The sequence below is a fragment of the Streptomyces ficellus genome (assembly GCF_009739905.1).
GTDB classification, from domain to species: Bacteria; Actinomycetota; Actinomycetes; order Streptomycetales; family Streptomycetaceae; genus Streptomyces; species Streptomyces ficellus_A.
Map to the genome: position 1 here is coordinate 3,298,007 of NZ_CP034279.1, position 17,755 is coordinate 3,315,761.

Here is a 17,755-nt window from a genome sequence, read left to right on the forward strand (position 1 = left end):
TCGCTGCGGAGTGTGACGGTACAACCCGCCCCCGTGTCAAACGGCAAAAGACCGCAACGGCCACTCGAACGGTAACCCGAGTCCGGGCATTCCTGCCGCCCGGACTCCACTCAGTACCCGGAGCCCCTCATTCCGTGGTCCTGTCAGACACGGCCGAAACACCACAGGCCGAGGACCACGAAAGCGGCTCCCAGCGAGGTCGCGAACGTGATCGCCGCCACGGGGCTCACCCCGAGCGCGACCGGCGCCCGGTGCAGCGCACGTGTCCCGGTCCACAGCAGCAGCCCCGCCCCGAACAGCGTGAACGCCACGCCGGCGAAGATGGCCGGTCCGCTCTCCATGCCGTACCCCGATCCGCTCATCGATCCCTGGTTGCCCCGAGGGCGAGGCTGACACCTCCGGACGTCGCCGGCGCGAATTGCGGATGAACGGCACGGAAGACACGCCCCGGGTTCACCCACGCGGCGCCGTGCGGGAGCGGGGGGCCCGGGGCGGGCGTCGGGGCCGCGGGCGGGGGCGGGGCCAGGGGCGGGGGTCGGTCGGATGGGGAACCCGAGCGCGGGCCGACCTGTCGGGCGCGGGAGCCCGCGGCCGGAAGCCCGGTCCGACCGGGCCCGCGCGGGAGCCCGAGCGCGGCCGGGCCCTCGGGAGCGCGAGCCGACCCCGCAGCCGACCGGGCGTCGCCGACCCGGCGCGCGGAGCCCCACCGCTCCGGGCCACCGGGAGCACGAGCCGACACCGCAGCCGACCGCGCCCGCCGAGCCGTCGGGAGCGCGAGCCGGCCGCGCCCCGCCGACCGCCCGCCCGGGTCGCCGACCCGTCCGGCGCCGGAACCCCGCACCCTCGGGTCACGGCATGCCGGTCACGTTCCGGGCGCCGGTTCCAGGAAGCCCTCCTCCACGAGGAGCCGGATCGCTTGGGGCGTACGGTCCCGGAGCAGCACCGGGTCCTCGCCCATCAGCTGGGCGATGGCGTCCAGGATCCGCCCGGCGCTGAGCGTCCCGTCGCAGACGCCCGCGAAGCCGGCGCCGACGGTGTCGACCCTGGTGGCGCGGCGCATGCCCCGGTTCTGCCGGAGCACGACGTGCTCGGGGTCCTCGGCGCCCGGCATCCCGACCTGCTCCTGCATCACCTCGGGTGCCAGCACGAAGTGGTCGGCGAGCAGCGCCGCGTCGTCGCGCGTCCGCAGGTAGTCCTGGCGGGCGAAGTGCGCCCGTACCGTCTCGCCGAGCGGCTGTTCGACCGGGTGCGGCCACTCCTCGACGACGACGGACGGCTCGTCCGCGCCGGACTTGCGGAGCGTGATCCAGCCGAAGCCGACGGCCTTGGTCCCGCGCTGCTCGAACTCGTCCAGCCACGCCTCGTACCGCTCGGTGTACCGGTCCGGGTCGCCCTGGTGGTCGCCCGCGTCCCGCAGCCACAACTCGGCGTACTGCGTCACGTCCTGCACCTCGCGCTGGACGATCCAGGCGTCGCAGCCGCGCGGCACCCAGGAACGGAGCCGGTCCTGCCAGTCCTCGCCCTCCACGTGCTGCCAGTTGGCGAGGAAGTGCGCGAACCCCCCGTCGTTCAGCCGCTCTCCGGCCCGCTGGACGAGCGACCGGCACAGGTCGTCGCCGCCCATCCCGCCGTCCCGGTAGGTCAGCCGGGCACCGGGCGAGATGACGAACGGCGGGTTCGACACGATCAGGTCGTACGTCTCCGAGGCCACCGGTTCGAACAGTGAACCCGTGCGCAGGTCGGCCTCCGGCGCGCCGGACAGCGCGAGCGTGAGCCGGGTGAACTCCAGCGCCCGCGGGTTCAGGTCGGTCGCCGTCACGCGCGTGGCGTGCTGCGCGGCGTGCAGCGCCTGGATGCCGGAACCGGTGCCGAGGTCGAGGGCCGAGGCGACGGGCGTACGCACCGTGATCCCGGCGAGCGTGGTGGACGCGCCGCCCACGCCGAGGACCACGCCCTCGCCGCGGCCGCTCGCGCCCGCCGCGCCGCCGACGGCGCAGCCCAGGTCGGAGACGATGAACCAGTCCTGCCCCTCCGGTCCGCCGTACGGCCGGACGTCGACGGTGGCGCGGATCTCGCCGCCGTCCGCCACGACCCATCCGTCGGCGAGCGCCTCTTCGAGCGGCAGCACGGCGCGCGCCCGGTCGTGCGGGACGGGCCGCTGGAGGAGGAAGAGGCGGACGAGCGTGGCGAGCGGGCCGTCCGCGCGGGTGGCGCGCAGGGCGGGGACCGTCTCACTGCGGGCGAGCGCGGCGTAGGCGGGGGCGCCGAGCAGCTCGAGCAGGCCGTCGGCGGTGAAGTCGGCGGCGAGCAGGGCGTCGCGGAGGCGGTCGGCGCGGTCGGGCACCGGGAGGCTGGCGGTAAGGCTGGTCGTACTCACCTGCCCATTGTGACCGCCGCCACTGACAATCGACGCGCGGCCCGGCCCCAATCGATGCGCGGCCCGGCCCCCGGACACCGGGAACCGGGCCGGAATCCCTGACCCTTATGCGGCGGGCGCCGAGGGCTTCCCCGCCGAAGCGGGAGCCGACGCGCCTGAGGCGGCCGACGCGTCAGATGCGTCCGACGCGGCGGGGCCCGGCTTGGCCGGCGGCACCGACGCCTCCGCCCTGCGGCAGCCGGGCTGCTTGGCCATGGCCTGGCCCAGCTGGCCGGCCTGGAGCTTCGCCAGTGCGTCCTGGTCCATCTTCTCGATCTTCTTCAGCCCGGCGGCGACGGTCTGCAGGCCGTCGGCGAACTTCTGCTGGTTCTTCGGGTCGAGCGCGTCGACCTGCTTCTTGAGGCCCTCGTACGCCGCGGCCGTGGCGTTCAGCTCCTTGACCGCGTCCTGCTGGAGCTTCTCGCCGCCGTCCACGGGCGGTACACCGGCGTCCTGTACCGCCTTGGCGAGTGCCTTGTCCGCGTCGGCGATGTCCTGGAAGGCCTTCGAGTCGGCGGCCTGGATGTCGGCGGGCTTGCCGTCCGCGGCCGTCGAGATGATGGCCTGCTGGGCGTTGGCCCGCTTCTGGATCTGCGGCTGTGCCTGGTCGCAGACGTTCTTGGCCCAGGCGTCCACCTTGTTCTCGCCACCACCGTCGTCGTCACTGCAGCCCGACAGCGCGAGCACCAGTACCGCACCGCCGGACAGTGCGGCCGCAAGCTTCTTGTTCACCGGTTTGGTCCCTTCCGAGGCTCTCGGCCCCGGAACATACACGCCAAGTGGGCGACTTTCGCGTGTCGTGCGACCGTTTCGTACGCTTTTACAACCATTTGTAGCAAGAGGAAAGCACGAGAGAAGGCTCACCGTCCGATGAGCCGAACGGGCGGGAGAGCAGACGGAACGGGCGGACGGGCCGTCATCACGACCCGCCCGCCCGCCACTTGCCCGACACTTGCCCGGCACTTGCTCGCCACGTGACCGCCCGGCGCCTACAAGGTCGCCGCCTTGTCGGTGACCCGGCCCGTGTTGTTGTCGTCTTCGTCACCCACGGCGATGGTCCGCCGCTTGGACACGTACACCGCGGCGATGATGACCAGGATGGAGAGCGTCGCCACCACGGCCCGTACCCCCGCGCTGGCGTCGTCGCCGTAGCTGAACTGCACGATCGCCGGCGCGATCAGCAGCGCCACCAGGTTCATCACCTTCAGCAGGGGGTTGATCGCCGGTCCCGCGGTGTCCTTGAAGGGGTCGCCGACCGTGTCGCCGATCACGGTGGCGGCGTGCGACTCGCTGCCCTTGCCGCCGTGGTGACCGTCCTCGACGAGCTTCTTGGCGTTGTCCCAGGCGCCGCCGGAGTTGGCCAGGAAGACGGCCATCAGGGTGCCGGTGCCGATGGCGCCCGCGAGGTACGCCCCGAGGGCGCCCACGCCGAACGTGAAGCCGACGGCGATGGGCGCCATGACGGCCAGCAGGCCGGGGGTGGCCAGCTCGCGCAGGGCGTCCTTGGTGCAGATGTCGACGACGCGTCCGTACTCCGGTTTCTCGCTGTGGTCCATGATCCCGGGGTGCTCGCGGAACTGCCGGCGCACCTCGTAGACCACCGCTCCCGCCGACCGCGACACCGCGTTGATCGCCAGCCCGGAGAAGAGGAAGACGACCGCGGCGCCCAGGATCAGACCCACGAGGTTGTTGGGCTGGGAGATGTCCATGGTCAGGTTCATCTCCGTCGCCCTGGCCTCCACCTCGCGCACGGCGGTGGCGATGGCGTCCCGGTACGAGCCGAAGAGCGCCGCCGCCGCCAGTACCGCCGTGGCGATGGCGATGCCCTTGGTGATGGCCTTGGTGGTGTTGCCGACGGCGTCGAGGTCGGTGAGGACCTGCGCGCCCGCCCCCTCGACGTCGCCGGACATCTCGGCGATGCCCTGAGCGTTGTCGGAGACGGGGCCGAAGGTGTCCATGGCGACGATGACGCCGACCGTGGTGAGCAGCCCGGTGCCCGCGAGGGCCACGGCGAACAGCGCCAGGGTGATCGACGCCCCGCCGAGGAGGAACGCCCCGTACACCGAGAGGCCGATCAGCAGCGCGGTGTAGACGGCGGACTCCAGGCCGATCGAGATGCCGGCGAGGACGACGGTCGCGGGCCCGGTCAGGGAGGACTTTCCGATGTCCCTGACCGGGCGCCGGGTGGTCTCGGTGAAGTAGCCGGTCAGCTGCTGGATCAGCGCGGCCAGCACGATGCCGATCGCGACCGCCACGAGCGCCAGGGTGCGCGGGTCACCGCCGTGCGCGCTGATGGCGGACTCGGTGACGCCCTCGAGTTCGGCGTACGAGGAGGGGAGGTAGACGAAGACCGCGACCGCGACGAGCGCGAGCGAGATCACCGCGGAGATGAAGAAGCCCCGGTTGATCGCGGCCATCCCACTGCGGTCGGCGCGCCGCGGGGCGACCGCGAAGATGCCGATCATCGCGGTGACCACGCCGATCGCCGGCACGATCAGGGGGAAGGCGAGACCGAGGTCTCCGAACGCGGCCTTGCCGAGGATCAGCGCGGCGACCAGGGTCACGGCGTACGACTCGAAGAGGTCGGCGGCCATGCCCGCGCAGTCGCCGACGTTGTCCCCGACGTTGTCGGCGATCGTGGCGGCGTTGCGCGGGTCGTCCTCGGGGATTCCCTGCTCGACCTTGCCGACGAGGTCAGCGCCGACGTCCGCGGCCTTGGTGAAGATGCCGCCGCCGACACGCATGAACATCGCGATGAGCGCGGCGCCCAGGCCGAAACCTTCCAGCACCTTGGGGGCGTCGGCGGCGTACACGAGGACGACACAGGAGGCGCCGAGCAGGCCGAGGCCCACCGTGAACATGCCGACCACGCCACCCGTACGAAAAGCGATCTTCATCGCTTTGTGCGAGACGGTCGTCAGGTCCTTTTGTGGTTCTCCGGGCGCGGGGGTCGCCTCGCGCGCCGCCGCCGCGACGCGCACATTCGCCCGTACGGCGAGACGCATGCCGATGTAACCGGTGATCGCCGAGAACAGGGCGCCCACCAGGAAGAACAATGATCGTCCGGCGCGCTGCGACCAGTTGTCCGCGGGCAGCAGCAGGAGCAGGAAGAAAACGACGACCGCGAAGATTCCGAGGGTTCGCAGCTGCCGGGCCAGATAGGCGTTCGCGCCTTCCTGGACGGCCGCCGCGATCTTCTTCATCGCGGTGGTGCCCTCACCGGCCGCCAGCACCTGGCGTACGAGCAGCTGCGCGACGATCAGGGCGGCCAGAGCCACGGCCGCGATGACGATCACGATGATCCGGTTCTCATCGGTGAGGACCGCGGCCGCGAGAGAGGTCGGGTGATCGGACACTTGCGTACTGAAGAGCCCCGCCATTCGTCCTCCTTGACGTCAGAAGAGCTCAAGACGTGGACGGATTGTAGGGAGCAGAACCTGATCAAAACAGAGCGCCGTAGAACAGAATTGACCTTCGGTTGCCAGTCGGCAAATGCGCGATGTACGGAATCCACTCGAAAGCAGTAATGACTTTGGGCCATTGACGCCCGGCGGATGGATCTAGAAAAGAGAAAAGGCCCTGCTCAGCAGGGCCTTTCATTTTGTCGCGGTGGAGTCAGGGCAGAACGGTAGTGGGCGTCGTCGGCCATGTCATCCGGATGACACCGCCCGCCTCGCCGGCCGACACCTCGACGTCGTCGACGAGCCCGGTGATCACGGCGAGGCCCATCTCGTCCTCGCCCTCCGCGTCGTCGAACTCCTCGACGGGTGCGGCGCTGCGGCTGCCCGGCACCCCGGCGGCGTCGGCCGCCGCCACGCCCGCGCCCGGGACCTCGTCGCCGACCTCGATGGAGAACGTCTTCTCCTCCTCGCTCAGCACGACCCGGATCGGCGAGGCCACGTGGTTGCTGCGGTGCAGCCCGACGGCGCGGGAGCACGCCTCGCCGACGGCGAGCCTGACCTCGTCCAGCACTGCTTCGTCGACCCCGGCTCGGCGCGCCACGGCGGCCGCCACGAGACGGGCGGTCCTGACGTGCTCGGGCTGGGCGCTGAAGCGGAGTTCAACGGTGGCCATACGGTCCCCCTCGGACGTGCGAGCGTGCCTCTCAGAGGACCGGGCTGGACGCCCGGCACCCTGCTGTTCCTCCCGGCCCTCAGGTCACCAGCAGGTGACCGGCCCTGGACCGGACACCGGCGTGGACCGGAGCACCGCGGCGTCTGAACCGGAGCACACCGGCGAAGCCGGCGAGCGCCGACGGGCCCGACGGGCGTGCCGACGTCTGTCGGCCACACCGCCGGAATCCGGCTCGGGACCTGACCCGGTCCGTGCCCGGACCCGGGGCCGGGTACCCGGACTGGCGGCACCCGGGACGGCCTGCGGCCCGGGGCGGCCAGCGACCCGGACTGCTCCGACCCGGGACTGCTGCGACCCGGGACTGTTGCGACCCGGGACTGTTGCGACCCGGACTCGGACCGGAACCGGACCGGCCGGATGCGGGCCCTCCAGGGACCCGGTCTCCGCCTCCGAGCCGAGCCGACAATCCGGCATGGGCGGCGGCGGAGAGGCCGGGTGACCGACGCCGGCCGACCCCGACCGACGACAACCGGCCAATATCAACCGGCCGTCGCCCACTGGGCCGAACGGGTCGGCGAGCCGCCTCAGTCGGTCGCCGCGACGGCCTCGTCGACCGTGGTGTGGATCGGGAACACCTTGGTCAGGCCAGTGATCCGGAAGATCTTGAGAATGCGCTCCTGGTTGCAGACCAGGCGCAGCGATCCTTCGTGCGCGCGCACGCGCTTCAGGCCGCCCACCAGCACGCCGAGACCGGTCGAGTCGAGGAAGTCCACGCCCTCCATGTCGACGACCAGGTGGTAGCTGCCGTCATTCACCAACTCGACCAACTGCTCGCGCAGCTTGGGCGCGGTATACACATCAATCTCGCCACCGACCTCGACGACCGTACGGTCGCCACCAGGGCCGGACACATTGCGAGTCGACAGGGACAGGTCCACGGATCCTCCAGCACCTTGCTATCGAGCGGTCGCCCCTCGGATTCTCCGGACGGAGCCAGGGGACGGATCGCCAGCCGCGATGGCATTCATTCACTTACCAGCAGCCATGCACGACGCCTTGGGAGCATTGTCCGTCACGCCGGTGACACACTCGGTGCCGATGGCCATGAATCACCGCCCCAGTCGACCCCCCGAGAGCGGGGAAACCCGCCCCACGCCCGGTACGGTCCTCGACCGGCTCGCCACAGGGGCGGACCGGGCTGCGCGCATCACTCATACGGAGCACCTGCCCCCGAGAGCGGGTCGGCATGCAGTCTGGCCCGATCGCATCCGTCCAGAAGTGATCAACGCCATCCGAACGGCGGGCATCGAGCACCCCTGGGCCCACCAGGCGGCCGCCGCCGAGTACGCGCTGGACGGCGAGTCGGTCGTCATCGCCACCGGCACCGCGTCCGGCAAGTCGCTCGCCTATCTGGCCCCGGTCCTCACGACCCTGCTGGACGGCTCCGAGGCGCCCAACGGCCGTGGCGCGACCGCCCTGTACCTGGCCCCCACCAAGGCGCTCGCCGCCGACCAGCGGCGCTCGGTCAAAGCCCTCGCCCAACCGCTGGGCAACCGCATCCGGCCCGCCGTGTACGACGGCGACACCCCGGTCGAGGAGCGTGAGTGGGTCCGCCAGTACGCCAACTACGTACTGACCAACCCCGACATGCTCCACCGCGGCGTGCTCCCCTCCCACCCCCGCTGGTCCTCCTTCCTCCGCTCACTGCGCTACGTGGTCATCGACGAGTGCCACACCTACCGGGGCGTCTTCGGCTCCCACGTCGCCCAGGTGCTGCGCCGGCTGCGCCGCGTCTGCGCCCGCTACGGCTCCTCCCCCGTCTTCCTCCTCGCCTCCGCCACCGCCGCCCGGCCCGCCCACGCGGCGGAGCGCCTGACCGGCCTGCCGGTACGCGAGGTCGCCGACGACGCCTCACCGCGCGGGGAGATGGTGTTCGCGCTGTGGGAGCCGCCGCTGACCGAGCTCCAGGGCGAGCAGGGCGCCCCGGTACGCCGCACCGCCACCGCCGAGACCGCCGACCTGCTGACGGACCTCACCGTCCAGGGCGTCCGCTCCGTCGCCTTCGTACGCTCACGGCGCGGCGCCGAGCTGATCTCGGTCATCGCCAAGGAGCGCCTCGCGGAGGTCGACCGCTCGCTGCCCGCGCGAGTGGCCGCCTACCGGGGCGGCTACCTGCCCGAGGAGCGCCGGGCCCTGGAGCGGGCCCTGCACTCGGGTGAGCTGCTCGGGCTGGCCGCGACCACCGCCCTGGAGCTGGGCATCGACGTGTCGGGCCTGGACGCCGTCGTCATCGCCGGGTACCCGGGCACCCGCGCTTCGCTCTGGCAGCAGGCGGGCCGCGCCGGGCGCTCCGGGCAGGGAGCGCTCGCCGTGCTCGTGGCCCGCGACGACCCGCTGGACACCTTCCTCGTCCACCACCCGGAGGCGCTGTTCCGCCAACCGGTGGAGTCGACCGTCCTGGACCCCGACAACCCCTACGTCCTCGCACCCCACCTGTGCGCCGCGGCCGCCGAGGTCCCGCTCACCGACTCCGATCTGGCTCTGTTCGGCCCGGCCGTCCCCGACCTGCTGCCCCAGCTGGAGTCGGCCGGCCTGCTGCGACGGCGGGCGTCCGGCTGGTACTGGACCCGCCGGGAACGCGCCGCCGACCTCACCGACATCCGGGGCGAGGGCGGCAGCCCCGTACAGATCGTCGAGGCCGGCACGGGCCGGCTGCTCGGCACGGTCGACGAGTCCGCCGCCCACGCCGCCGTCCACGACGGCGCGGTGCACCTCCACATGGGCCGCACCTACCTGGTCCGGCAGCTCGACCTGAAGGACTCGGTCGCCCTCGTGGAGGAGGCCAACCCGCCCTATTCCACGACCGCCCGCGACACCACCGCCATCTCCGTGCTCGAGACCGACACCGAGATCCCCTGGGGCGACGGCCGCCTGTGCTACGGGTCCGTCGAGGTCACCAACCAGGTCGTCTCCTACCTGCGTCGCCGTCTGATCACCGGCGAGGTGCTCGGCGAGACGAAGCTCGACCTGCCGCCCCGCACCCTGCGCACCCGCGCCGTGTGGTGGACCGTCACCGAGGACCAGTTGGACGCCGCCCGGGTGAACCCGGAGCAGCTCGGTGGAGCCCTGCACGCCGCCGAGCACGCGTCCATCGGCCTGCTGCCGCTCTTCGCCACCTGTGACCGCTGGGACATCGGAGGGGTGTCCGTCCCGCTCCACCCGGACACGATGCTGCCGACGGTCTTCGTGTACGACGGCCACCCCGGCGGCGCCGGATTCGCCGAACGCGCCTTCCACACCGCCCGCGAGTGGCTCACCGCGACCCGTGACGCCATCGCGTCCTGCGAATGCGACGCGGGCTGCCCCTCCTGCATCCAGTCGCCCAAGTGCGGCAACGGCAACGACCCGCTGCACAAGCGTGGAGCCGTCCGGCTCCTCACGGAACTGCTGCGGGGAGCCCCGGAAGCGCCCCAGGAGGCCCCGCACGTGCCCTGACCACGGGCGCGTACGGCCCGAACCGGGCCCTTGCCGTCACCTCCGCGATCTCGCCGCGCACCGTGCAGCGGACCACCTCCGTGGCCTGGGCCCGCGCCACCCGCTCGGCCGCCCCGCATGCGGCCGAGGTTCCCCACAGCGCCCGGTCCGCCGCCGCGAGCGCCGCCAGGTCCGCCGCGCCGCCCGCCCGGTGCCGGGCGGCCACCGCCTGTCCGAGGGCGAGCACCACCGCGAACACCGTGCACAGCACCGTCGCCGCCATGGCCGCCCACACCGTCGCCGACCCCCGGTCCGTGCACCCGGCCGACCCCCGGCCGCCGAGGGCGCCGAGGGTGCCGAGGGTGCCGTGACGGCCACCCCCGGTCCGCTCGGGTGGGCGAGCCGCGGGCTCGTGCGGCAGCTGGGCCTCGGGCCCTTTCGGTGGGCGGGCCGCGGGGCGGGGCGTGTCGCCGGCGGGGGCACCGGCTGCGGTGCCGGCCGAGGAGCGGGACCCCGTGCCGCCCGAGGCACCGGACCCCGTGCGGCCCGAGGGATGGGGCGCCGTGCCGCCCGCCTGGTCCGCTCCGCCGTCCGCGGGTCGGTCCGCGGGGCGGCCCTTGCGGTGGCCGAGTACGGCTGCCCGGAGTGTCATGGCGTCACCCCCACGGTGTCCTCGGCCAGCGCGGCCGCCTCCGCGCGGAGCGTGAGCCGTAGCGGTCCCGGGCCGGGGGACGGCGCCTCCACCCGTACCCGCCACAGGTCGCCGGTTCGGTCCACGGCCACCCGGGCGCCGTCCGGCGCGGCTGACCGGGCCGCCGCGACCGCCTGTGCGCGCGGTTCGGAGCGCGCCACCGCCCGTGCCCCGGCCCGCGCCGCGTCGACGCACTGGATGTGCGCGGCGGTCGCCATCAGCGCCCATACGAGGGCCATGGTGAACAGCGCCAGCACCGGCAGGACGGTGGCCGCCTCGGCGGTCACCGAGCCCCGGTCGCCGCCGCCCTCAGAACTGGGCATCGAGCGCCCTCCCGATCAGTGACTGCAGTCCACCCGATACGACGTCACTCGTCACGATCTTGTAGAGCACGGCGGCGAAGGCGCACGCGGCGAGTGTCCCCATCGCGTACTCGGCGGTCGTCATCCCCGCGTCCCTTCCGCCGCCAACTCCACGCACCCGCGCCGCCCGCGCGACCCACGCCACGCGCGCCTTCACGGCCTGCACCATCCGGTTCCTCATGACAACCCCCATGAAATGTCGATCCGTCACAACAGTTCGCCCGCCAGCCCGATGACCACCGGCGCCACTCCGACCGCGAGGAAGGCGGGCAGGAAGCAGAGCCCTACCGGTGCGGTGATCAGTACCTGCGCGCGCTGCGCGCGGGCCGTCGCCCGTCGCGCCCGGTCGGCCCGCAGGCCGGCGGCGAGCCGGGAGACCGCCTCCGCCGCCGGGGCGCCCGAGGCGCTCGCCCGCTCCAGGCAGCGCGCCAGGGGTCGGGCGCCCGGTATCTCACCGAACCGGCCCCACACGTCGTCCGGTTCGCCGCCCAGTCGCAGCTCCGCTGCCGCCCACGCCAGCCGGTCGCCGACGGGACCGCCCAGGGACTCCCCGACCGCCTCCGCCGCCTCACGTGGCCCGGCGCCGGCCGACAGGCACGCGGCGAGCAGATCCGCCGCCAGCGGCAGCCCGCGAGCCGCCTCACCGTCCTCGTCCGTCACCGGACGCGGGCGCCGCTGCCACTTCCAGGTGCCGTACGCCGAGACGACGCCCACGACGAGCCCGGCCACCCCGCCAACCAGGACCCAGCCCCCGGCCGCGGCCCCCATGGGCGCCGCCCATCGCCGAACCCACGACCCGCACCGCCCCGGCCACCCGGTCCGGCGCCGCCCGGTCTCCGTGCCCAGCAGCGCGGCCGTACGCCGGCGCGCCCTGGCCCTCAGTCGCCGTGCCACGAGCATCCGCGCGAGCCATGCCACGCCCGTCGACAGCGCCACCAGCACCCACAGGCTGTGGACGTGCGGCCCGCTCACGGCTCCTCCCCGCTCCGTACGACCCGTGCGGCCCACCACAGGCCCGCGGCCTCCAGGAGCCCGCCGACCGCCAGGCACCCCAGTCCCGCCGGCGTGTGGAACAGCACCCGCAACGGGTCCGCGCCGAGCGCCCACCCCATCGCGAGCCCCACCACCGGCAGCAGCGCGAGGACGGCCACGGTCGCCCAGGCGCCCGCCAGTTGCGCTCTCAGCCGTTCCCGCTGGTCCCGCCGCTCCCTGAGCGCCGCCTCCAGCCGGTCCAGGCCCGCCGCGAACCCGGCGCCACCGTCCACGGCCACCTTCCAGCAGGCCGCCAGACCCACCAGGCCGTCCGCGCCGCCCTCCCGCGCCGCCTTCCGCAGCGCCTCCGGTACGTCACCCCCGAACCGGGCCGCCGCCAGGACCGCCGCTTCCTCGCCGCCCAGCGCCCCGGTGGTGCCCGCCGCCCAGCGCAACGCCTGCCCGGGCTGCCACCCGGCGCGCAACTCGCCGGCCAACGCCCCGCACAGTGCGATCACCGCGTCCGCCCGTCGCTCGCGTTCGCGGGCACGAGCCGCGGCCCGCAGCCGCCGGCCCACCAGCGGCACGGCACACGCCCCCGCGAGGAGCGGCAGCACCGACCGCCCCAGCAGCGCGAGGGCCACCGCCACCACGAGGCACAACCACTCCCGCCGCCCCCGCAGCAGCGGCGCCCACCCCCGCCACGACCACCTCTCCAGGGCCGACCGTGCTTCGCCGGCGCCCGCGGAGCCAGGATCGGCGAACAGCAGCCGCGCCCTGCGCGTCCCGCGCCCCCGCTCCAGCACCAGCCAGGCCGCCGCACCCGCGCACACCGCCGCGTACATCGGCTGTCCCGTCACCACCGCACACCCCCGATCAGCGACCGCAGCCGCTCCCAGCCCCGCTCGTGCACGAACCCCCCGGCGCCCCACCGCAGCGCGGGCACCGTCACGACCAGTCCCTGCGTGTTCCGCTCCAGCACGTGGACCTCGGCGATCCGGCGCTGTCCCGACCTGTCCCGCGCGAGATGGACGACCACCGACAGGGCGGCGGCGACCTGGCTGTGCAGCGCCGCCCGGTCGAGACCCGCAGCCGTACCCAACGCCTCCAGACGGGCCGGCACATCGGCGGCCGTGTTGGCGTGCACGGTCCCGCTGCCGCCCTCGTGGCCGGTGTTCAGAGCGCTCAGGAGGTCCGCCACTTCCGCGCCTCGCACCTCGCCCACCACCAGCCGGTCGGGCCGCATCCGCAGCGCCTGGCGCACCAGGTCCCGCAGGGTCACCCGGCCTGCCCCTTCCTGGTTCGCGGGCCGGGTCTCCAGCCGCACCACATGGGGGTGGTCGGGCCGCAACTCGGCCGAATCCTCGGCCAGGACGATCCGCTCCCGCTCCCCCACCAAGCCGAGCAGCGTCGACAGCAACGTCGTCTTCCCCGACCCCGTACCGCCGCTGACCAGATACGACACCCGCGCCTCGACCAGTGCCCCTAGCACCTGCTCACCACCCGGCGGCACCGTCCCCGCGGCCGTGAGCTCCGCCAGGGAGAAGGCCCGGGGGCGCACCACCCGCAGGGACAGGCACGTCGACCCGACCGCCACCGGTGGCAGCACCGCGTGCATCCGGGTGCCGTCCGGCAGTCGCGCGTCCACCCAGGGCCGGGCATCGTCCAGGCGCCGCCCCGCCACTGCCGCGAGCCGCTGCGCCAGTCTTCGTACCGCCGCCGCGTCGGGGAAGACGACGTCCGACAGCTCCAGGCCCGCGCCCCGGTCCACCCACACCCGGTCCGGCGCCGACACCAGGACGTCCGTCACCAGCGGGTCCGCGAGCAGGGGTTCCAGCGGTCCGGTCCCCACCAGCTCGCAGCGCAGCTCCTCGGCCGCGCCGAGCACTTGCGCGTCGCCCAGTAAGCGCCCCTGCGCTCGCAGTGCCGCCGCCACCCCGGCCGGAGTGGGGTCCGTGCCGCTCTCGACGAGCCGCTGCCGGACGGCCTCCAGGAGTCCCGCTGTCATGACGTGCTCCCTTCCGGCAGCGCCCGCTCCCAGAACGCCGAACAGAACCGTCCGAGGGGGCTCCGCGCGCTGTCGCCCGGCGGTGCGCCCGCGGTCAGCGCCGCCGCCAGTCCCGGTTCCTGAGGCAGCTCCCCCGCGAGCGGCAGGCCGAGCACGGACGCGATCCACTGGTCGTCGACCCCGGCGGCGTACGGCCCCCGGACCACCACCCGCACGTCCCGCACGACCGTGCCCACCGTGGCCGCGACCCGTTTGGCACCCGCGACGGCCCGCAGTTCGGCGGGCACCACGAGCAGCCCCAGATCCAGTTGCGCCAGCGCCTCAGCGGTGGCCTCGTCGATCCGTCGCGGCAGGTCCGCCACGACTACTCCGCCGCGTCTGCGCGCCGCCGCCAGGACCGAGCGCATCGCCTCCGGTCGTATCGTCACCGACTCTCCCCGGTCCCAGCTGAGGAGCCGCAGTCCGCGCAGCGACGGCAGGGACTCTTCCAGGGCGCCGCCGGCGACACGGCCCTTGGAGGCGGCGAGATCCGGCCACCGCAAGCCCTCCTCCTGCTCACCACCGAGCAGGACGTCGAGCCCTCCGCCCAGCGGATCGCCGTCCACGAGCATCGTCCGCCGGCCCTCCCGAGCGGCGGTGACCGCCAGCGCACAGGCCAGCGTGGACGCCCCCGCACCGCCGCGCCCGCCGATCACACCGACCGTCAGCGCCGACCGTCCGGCGCCTTCGACGACATCCGCGATCCGGTCGACGAGCCAGCTCTCGGCGTCGGGTAGCCGCAGCACGTCGTCCGCGCCGATCTCCACCGCCCGCCGCCACACGCCGGGGTCGTCCCGGTCCCTCCCGACCAGGAGCACGTCCCGTCTGCGCGTCGCACCGCGGCACCGCCCGGCCGCGTCGTCACCGACCAGGACGAGCGGCGCGGCGTCCCAGTCGGCGCTCTGCTCGGGCACCGAGTGGTACACCTCCGGGTGGGCGCCCGCCGCGGCGCACAGCCGGAGCAGGTCGTCGAGCAGCTCGGCGTCCTCGGTCACGATCAGCGGTCCGGCCCGCCGCCGCTCGCCGGCCGGTGTCCGGTCGGATGTGATGGTTCCGGCCATCTCCGCCCCCTCTCCCCTTCGCATGCGCATCACGTGTGTCGCGCCAACGCTCTGCGCGCCGGCCGCACACGGCCCCGCCCCGCTCGCACGGGACCGGAGATCTGCGATTCCTTCCGCCGCGGACTTCGCGGCCGGAATCACGGTGTACGACTTCCGGAAATGAAGTGGATCTTGGTGGATAACTGTGGACAACTCGCGGGTTGTGAATATCCCGTTCGCCCATACCAGCGACTTCCACAGAGCAGCTCATCCGCTACGCTGAGTGACGAGAGGGTGCGGCTGAGGCACCGCCGGATCACGGGAGGGGAAAGCGCGATGATCGACCGGAGCCGCCAGGAACGGGCGAAAACGCGTCCGGACATGCGACGACCCCCGCCGGGGGGGAGAGCGGGGGTCGTCTCTCCGGCCGACTCGGGGGGGGAGGAGCCGGACCGGGTTAGCACGGTCGCGAACGATCCGTGACTTCCATGGTGTACCCGAGAGCCTTCTCAGGCAAACCCACACGCCCCAGCGTACGCCGAATGGCGGGCACCTATGCTCGCACTCGTGGAAAACCACTCCTTGCCGCGCACAGCAGCCTTCTTTGACCTGGACAAGACGGTCATTGCGAAGTCATCGACGTTGACCTTCAGCAAGTCCTTCTATCAAGGCGGCCTGATCAACCGCCGCGCCGTACTGCGGACTGCCTACATCCAGTTCGTCTTCCTGGCCGGCGGCGCCGACCACGAGCAGATGGAACGGATGCGGCAGTACCTCTCCGCACTCTGCAAGGGCTGGAACGTCCAGCAGGTCAAGGACCTCGTCGCCGAGACCCTGCACGACCTGATCGACCCGATCATCTACGACGAGGCGGCATCCCTCATCGAGGAGCACCACGCCGCCGGCCGGGACGTCGTGATCGTCTCCACCTCCGGCGCCGAGGTCGTCGAACCCATCGGCGAGATGCTCGGAGCCGACCGGGTCGTGGCCACGCGGATGGTCGTCGGCGACGACGGCTGCTTCACCGGAGAGGTGGAGTATTACGCCTACGGCCCCACCAAGGCGGAAGCCATCCGCGAGCTGGCCGAAGCGGAGGGGTACGACCTCTCCCGCTGCTACGCCTACAGCGACTCGGCCACCGACCTGCCCATGCTGGAGGCCGTCGGCAACCCGTACACGGTCAACCCCGACCGGGCACTGCGCCGCGAGGCGACCGCCCGCGACTGGCCGGTTCTGGTCTTCAACCGCCCGGTCCGGCTGAAGCAGCGCCTGCCCGCATTCCGGATGCCTCCGCGCCCCGCGCTGGTGGCCGCCGCGGCGGTGGGCGCGGCCGCGGCCACGGCGGGCCTGGTCTGGTACGCCAGCAGGCGCCGGCAATCCGCATGAGCGGATCGTCCCCCCGGGCCCCACTCCCGACGGGCCCCGACGGGCCCCGACGGGCGGGGCGAAACAACTCAACAGTGAGCTTCAGGCGCTAAAAGGTGCAGACAGGGCTTTCGGATCCCCGCGGACGGTAGTACAAAGGAATTAACGGCCCGCGAGACCGAGGACATCCGAAAGGATCACCTGTTGAGCAAGAAGGCCCCACGGACCGAACAGCACGAAAGCTGAGCACCCACGCGACGTCGACCCGTCGATTACGGGCCAGCCGCACCAGGCGTCGGGCAAAGTCCCCGCCTGATGGGCACATATCGAGGACGCTTGGTAACTCGGCGGACGTGCCAGCGGCGGTACCGCTCCGCGGTACCGCCGCAACCCTGTCCGAACCCGCCGGCCCCTGCCGTGGTTCCTACGCCGCTCCGCGCTGGAGCGCCTCGCACACCGCGGTGGACTCCCGGACCCCGAGCTCCACCGCTCGCCCGCAGTGCGTGATCCACGCCGCCATGCCCTCCGGAGTACCGGAGAGATAGCCCTCGAAGGCCGCCACGTACGCCGCCCGCCCCTGTTCGGCGTGGCCGACCTCAGCCGGGCAGATCGCCTTCGGGTCCAGGCCACTGCCGATCAGCACGAGCCGCTCGGCCGCCCGCGCCACCAGCCCGCTGTACGAGGTGAAGGGCCGCAGCGCCAGCAGCTCGCCGTGCACCACGGCGGCCGTCACCAACGCCGGGGCCGAGCTGCCCGTCACGATGAGGTCCGCCAGCCCCTCCAGCCGCCCCGCGACCTCCGCGGCACTCGGCAGCGGGGCCTCGATCAGGGGCTCGACCACGGGCTCACCGTCCCGCCGCGGCCGTCCCACCGAATCGGCCGGCGCACCGGCCGCCGCCTCGGAGCTGGCCACCGGGCTCGCCGCCGGGCCGGCCGGCCGGCCCGGGTCGCCCGCCGCGACCAGGTGGAGCCGGGCCAGCACCCGCATCGGCGACTGCCGCCAGATCGACAGCAACTGCCCAGCCTCGGCGCTCAGACGCAACGCGGCACCGACCGTCCGCGCCTCCTCGTCACCGCCGAAGTCGGTACGCCGGCGCACCTCCTCCAGCGCCCAGTCGGCACCGGACAGGGCGGCCGAGCCGCGCGCGCCGCGCAGGGCGGCCTCCGACGCCACCTCATTGCTGCGGCGCCGCATCACACGGTGCCCGTAGACCCGGTCGACGGCCTTGCGAACGGAGTCCACCGCATCGGGCACGCCGGGCAGCGTTCCCAGCGCGACCAGGGGGTCAGAGGGATTCGTACTCATAGGTAGCG

The 17,755-nt window shown here is 73.2% G+C and carries 16 protein-coding genes; 2 read left to right on the forward strand and 14 right to left on the reverse strand.

What is annotated here, in order from left to right; all coding sequences use genetic code 11:
• Positions 1 to 143: 143 nt before the first annotated feature.
• The 6 genes from EIZ62_RS14510 to EIZ62_RS14535 all read right to left on the reverse strand — a co-directional run bounded on the left by EIZ62_RS14510 (position 144) and on the right by EIZ62_RS14535 (position 7,428).
• Positions 144 to 341, reverse strand: coding sequence for a hypothetical protein (locus EIZ62_RS14510; protein ID WP_156696391.1), 198 nt, complete (start codon positions 339 to 341; stop codon positions 144 to 146).
• A gap of 521 nt (positions 342 to 862) precedes the next feature.
• Positions 863 to 2,377: a N5-glutamine methyltransferase family protein gene (locus EIZ62_RS14515; protein ID WP_156693106.1), complete on the reverse strand. Its 1,515-nt coding sequence runs from the start codon at positions 2,375 to 2,377 to the stop codon at positions 863 to 865.
• Positions 2,378 to 2,482: 105 nt separating this feature from the next.
• Complete coding sequence (locus EIZ62_RS14520; RefSeq protein ID WP_156693107.1) at positions 2,483 to 3,148, reverse strand: small secreted protein; 666 nt, start codon at positions 3,146 to 3,148, stop codon at positions 2,483 to 2,485.
• Positions 3,149 to 3,405: 257 nt separating this feature from the next.
• Positions 3,406 to 5,796 carry a sodium-translocating pyrophosphatase gene (locus EIZ62_RS14525; protein ID WP_156693108.1) on the reverse strand — a complete coding sequence of 797 codons (2,391 nt, stop codon included), beginning with the start codon at positions 5,794 to 5,796 and terminating at the stop codon, positions 3,406 to 3,408.
• A 235-nt stretch (positions 5,797 to 6,031) separates the two neighbouring features.
• Positions 6,032 to 6,490, reverse strand: coding sequence for an ATP-binding protein (locus tag EIZ62_RS14530; protein WP_156693109.1), 459 nt, complete (start codon positions 6,488 to 6,490; stop codon positions 6,032 to 6,034).
• A gap of 584 nt (positions 6,491 to 7,074) precedes the next feature.
• Positions 7,075 to 7,428 carry an STAS domain-containing protein gene (locus tag EIZ62_RS14535; RefSeq protein ID WP_003967428.1) on the reverse strand — a complete coding sequence of 118 codons (354 nt, stop codon included), beginning with the start codon at positions 7,426 to 7,428 and terminating at the stop codon, positions 7,075 to 7,077.
• A gap of 79 nt (positions 7,429 to 7,507) precedes the next feature.
• Between EIZ62_RS14535 and EIZ62_RS14540 the strand changes: the two genes are divergently transcribed.
• Positions 7,508 to 9,985: a DEAD/DEAH box helicase gene (locus EIZ62_RS14540; protein WP_156693110.1), complete on the forward strand. Its 2,478-nt coding sequence runs from the start codon at positions 7,508 to 7,510 to the stop codon at positions 9,983 to 9,985.
• On the opposite strand, the gene EIZ62_RS32445 is transcribed toward EIZ62_RS14540, so the two are convergent.
• The 7 genes from EIZ62_RS32445 to ssd are packed head-to-tail and all read right to left on the reverse strand — an operon-like array spanning position 9,927 to position 15,097.
• Positions 9,927 to 10,616, reverse strand: coding sequence for an Rv3654c family TadE-like protein (locus EIZ62_RS32445; protein WP_244375686.1), 690 nt, complete (start codon positions 10,614 to 10,616; stop codon positions 9,927 to 9,929). The genes EIZ62_RS14540 and EIZ62_RS32445 overlap by 59 nt on opposite strands.
• Positions 10,613 to 10,978, reverse strand: a complete 366-nt coding sequence (locus EIZ62_RS14550) for a TadE family type IV pilus minor pilin (protein ID WP_156693111.1) — start codon at positions 10,976 to 10,978, stop codon at positions 10,613 to 10,615. Before EIZ62_RS14550 ends, EIZ62_RS32445 begins: the two co-directional genes overlap by 4 nt.
• Complete coding sequence (locus EIZ62_RS14555; protein WP_244375688.1) at positions 10,965 to 11,198, reverse strand: DUF4244 domain-containing protein; 234 nt, start codon at positions 11,196 to 11,198, stop codon at positions 10,965 to 10,967. Before EIZ62_RS14555 ends, EIZ62_RS14550 begins: the two co-directional genes overlap by 14 nt.
• Positions 11,199 to 11,224: 26 nt before the next feature.
• Positions 11,225 to 11,989, reverse strand: coding sequence for a type II secretion system F family protein (locus EIZ62_RS14560; protein ID WP_244375690.1), 765 nt, complete (start codon positions 11,987 to 11,989; stop codon positions 11,225 to 11,227).
• Positions 11,986 to 12,834, reverse strand: a complete 849-nt coding sequence (locus tag EIZ62_RS14565; protein ID WP_208828218.1) for a type II secretion system F family protein — start codon at positions 12,832 to 12,834, stop codon at positions 11,986 to 11,988. Before EIZ62_RS14565 ends, EIZ62_RS14560 begins: the two co-directional genes overlap by 4 nt.
• 11 nt (positions 12,835 to 12,845) lie before the next feature.
• Positions 12,846 to 13,997, reverse strand: a complete 1,152-nt coding sequence (locus EIZ62_RS14570; RefSeq protein ID WP_156693113.1) for a TadA family conjugal transfer-associated ATPase — start codon at positions 13,995 to 13,997, stop codon at positions 12,846 to 12,848.
• On the reverse strand, positions 13,994 to 15,097 hold the full coding sequence (ssd, locus tag EIZ62_RS14575; RefSeq protein WP_156693114.1) for a septum site-determining protein Ssd: 1,104 nt from the start codon (positions 15,095 to 15,097) through the stop codon (positions 13,994 to 13,996). The genes EIZ62_RS14570 and ssd overlap by 4 nt, the downstream gene beginning before the upstream one ends.
• Before the next feature lie 534 nt (positions 15,098 to 15,631).
• On the opposite strand from ssd, the gene EIZ62_RS14580 reads away from it, so the two are divergent.
• Positions 15,632 to 16,462 (forward strand): HAD family hydrolase, encoded by an 831-nt coding sequence (locus tag EIZ62_RS14580; protein WP_156693115.1) that lies wholly within the window; start codon positions 15,632 to 15,634, stop codon positions 16,460 to 16,462.
• 403 nt (positions 16,463 to 16,865) lie between these two features.
• On the opposite strand, the gene EIZ62_RS14585 is transcribed toward EIZ62_RS14580, so the two are convergent.
• Positions 16,866 to 17,747: a Fic family protein gene (locus tag EIZ62_RS14585; protein WP_156693116.1), complete on the reverse strand. Its 882-nt coding sequence runs from the start codon at positions 17,745 to 17,747 to the stop codon at positions 16,866 to 16,868.
• Positions 17,748 to 17,755: the final 8 nt, after the last annotated feature.

Excerpts from the sequence above, each read along its gene's own strand:
- EIZ62_RS14510 (WP_156696391.1), bottom strand. The coding sequence starts at position 341 with ATGGAGAGCGGACCGGCCATCTTCGCCGGCGTGGCGTTCACGCTGTTC.
- EIZ62_RS14525 (WP_156693108.1), bottom strand. The coding sequence starts at position 5,796 with ATGGCGGGGCTCTTCAGTACGCAAGTGTCCGATCACCCGACCTCTCTC.
- EIZ62_RS14530 (WP_156693109.1), bottom strand. The coding sequence starts at position 6,490 with ATGGCCACCGTTGAACTCCGCTTCAGCGCCCAGCCCGAGCACGTCAGG.
- EIZ62_RS14540 (WP_156693110.1), top strand. The coding sequence starts at position 7,508 with ATGGCATTCATTCACTTACCAGCAGCCATGCACGACGCCTTGGGAGCA.
- EIZ62_RS32445 (WP_244375686.1), bottom strand. The coding sequence starts at position 10,616 with ATGACACTCCGGGCAGCCGTACTCGGCCACCGCAAGGGCCGCCCCGCG.
- EIZ62_RS14550 (WP_156693111.1), bottom strand. The coding sequence starts at position 10,978 with ATGCCCAGTTCTGAGGGCGGCGGCGACCGGGGCTCGGTGACCGCCGAG.
- EIZ62_RS14555 (WP_244375688.1), bottom strand. The coding sequence starts at position 11,198 with ATGAGGAACCGGATGGTGCAGGCCGTGAAGGCGCGCGTGGCGTGGGTC.
- EIZ62_RS14565 (WP_208828218.1), bottom strand. The coding sequence starts at position 12,834 with ATGTACGCGGCGGTGTGCGCGGGTGCGGCGGCCTGGCTGGTGCTGGAG.
- EIZ62_RS14570 (WP_156693113.1), bottom strand. The coding sequence starts at position 13,997 with ATGACAGCGGGACTCCTGGAGGCCGTCCGGCAGCGGCTCGTCGAGAGC.
- ssd (WP_156693114.1), bottom strand. The coding sequence starts at position 15,097 with ATGGCCGGAACCATCACATCCGACCGGACACCGGCCGGCGAGCGGCGG.
- EIZ62_RS14580 (WP_156693115.1), top strand. The coding sequence starts at position 15,632 with ATGCTCGCACTCGTGGAAAACCACTCCTTGCCGCGCACAGCAGCCTTC.
- EIZ62_RS14585 (WP_156693116.1), bottom strand. The coding sequence starts at position 17,747 with ATGAGTACGAATCCCTCTGACCCCCTGGTCGCGCTGGGAACGCTGCCC.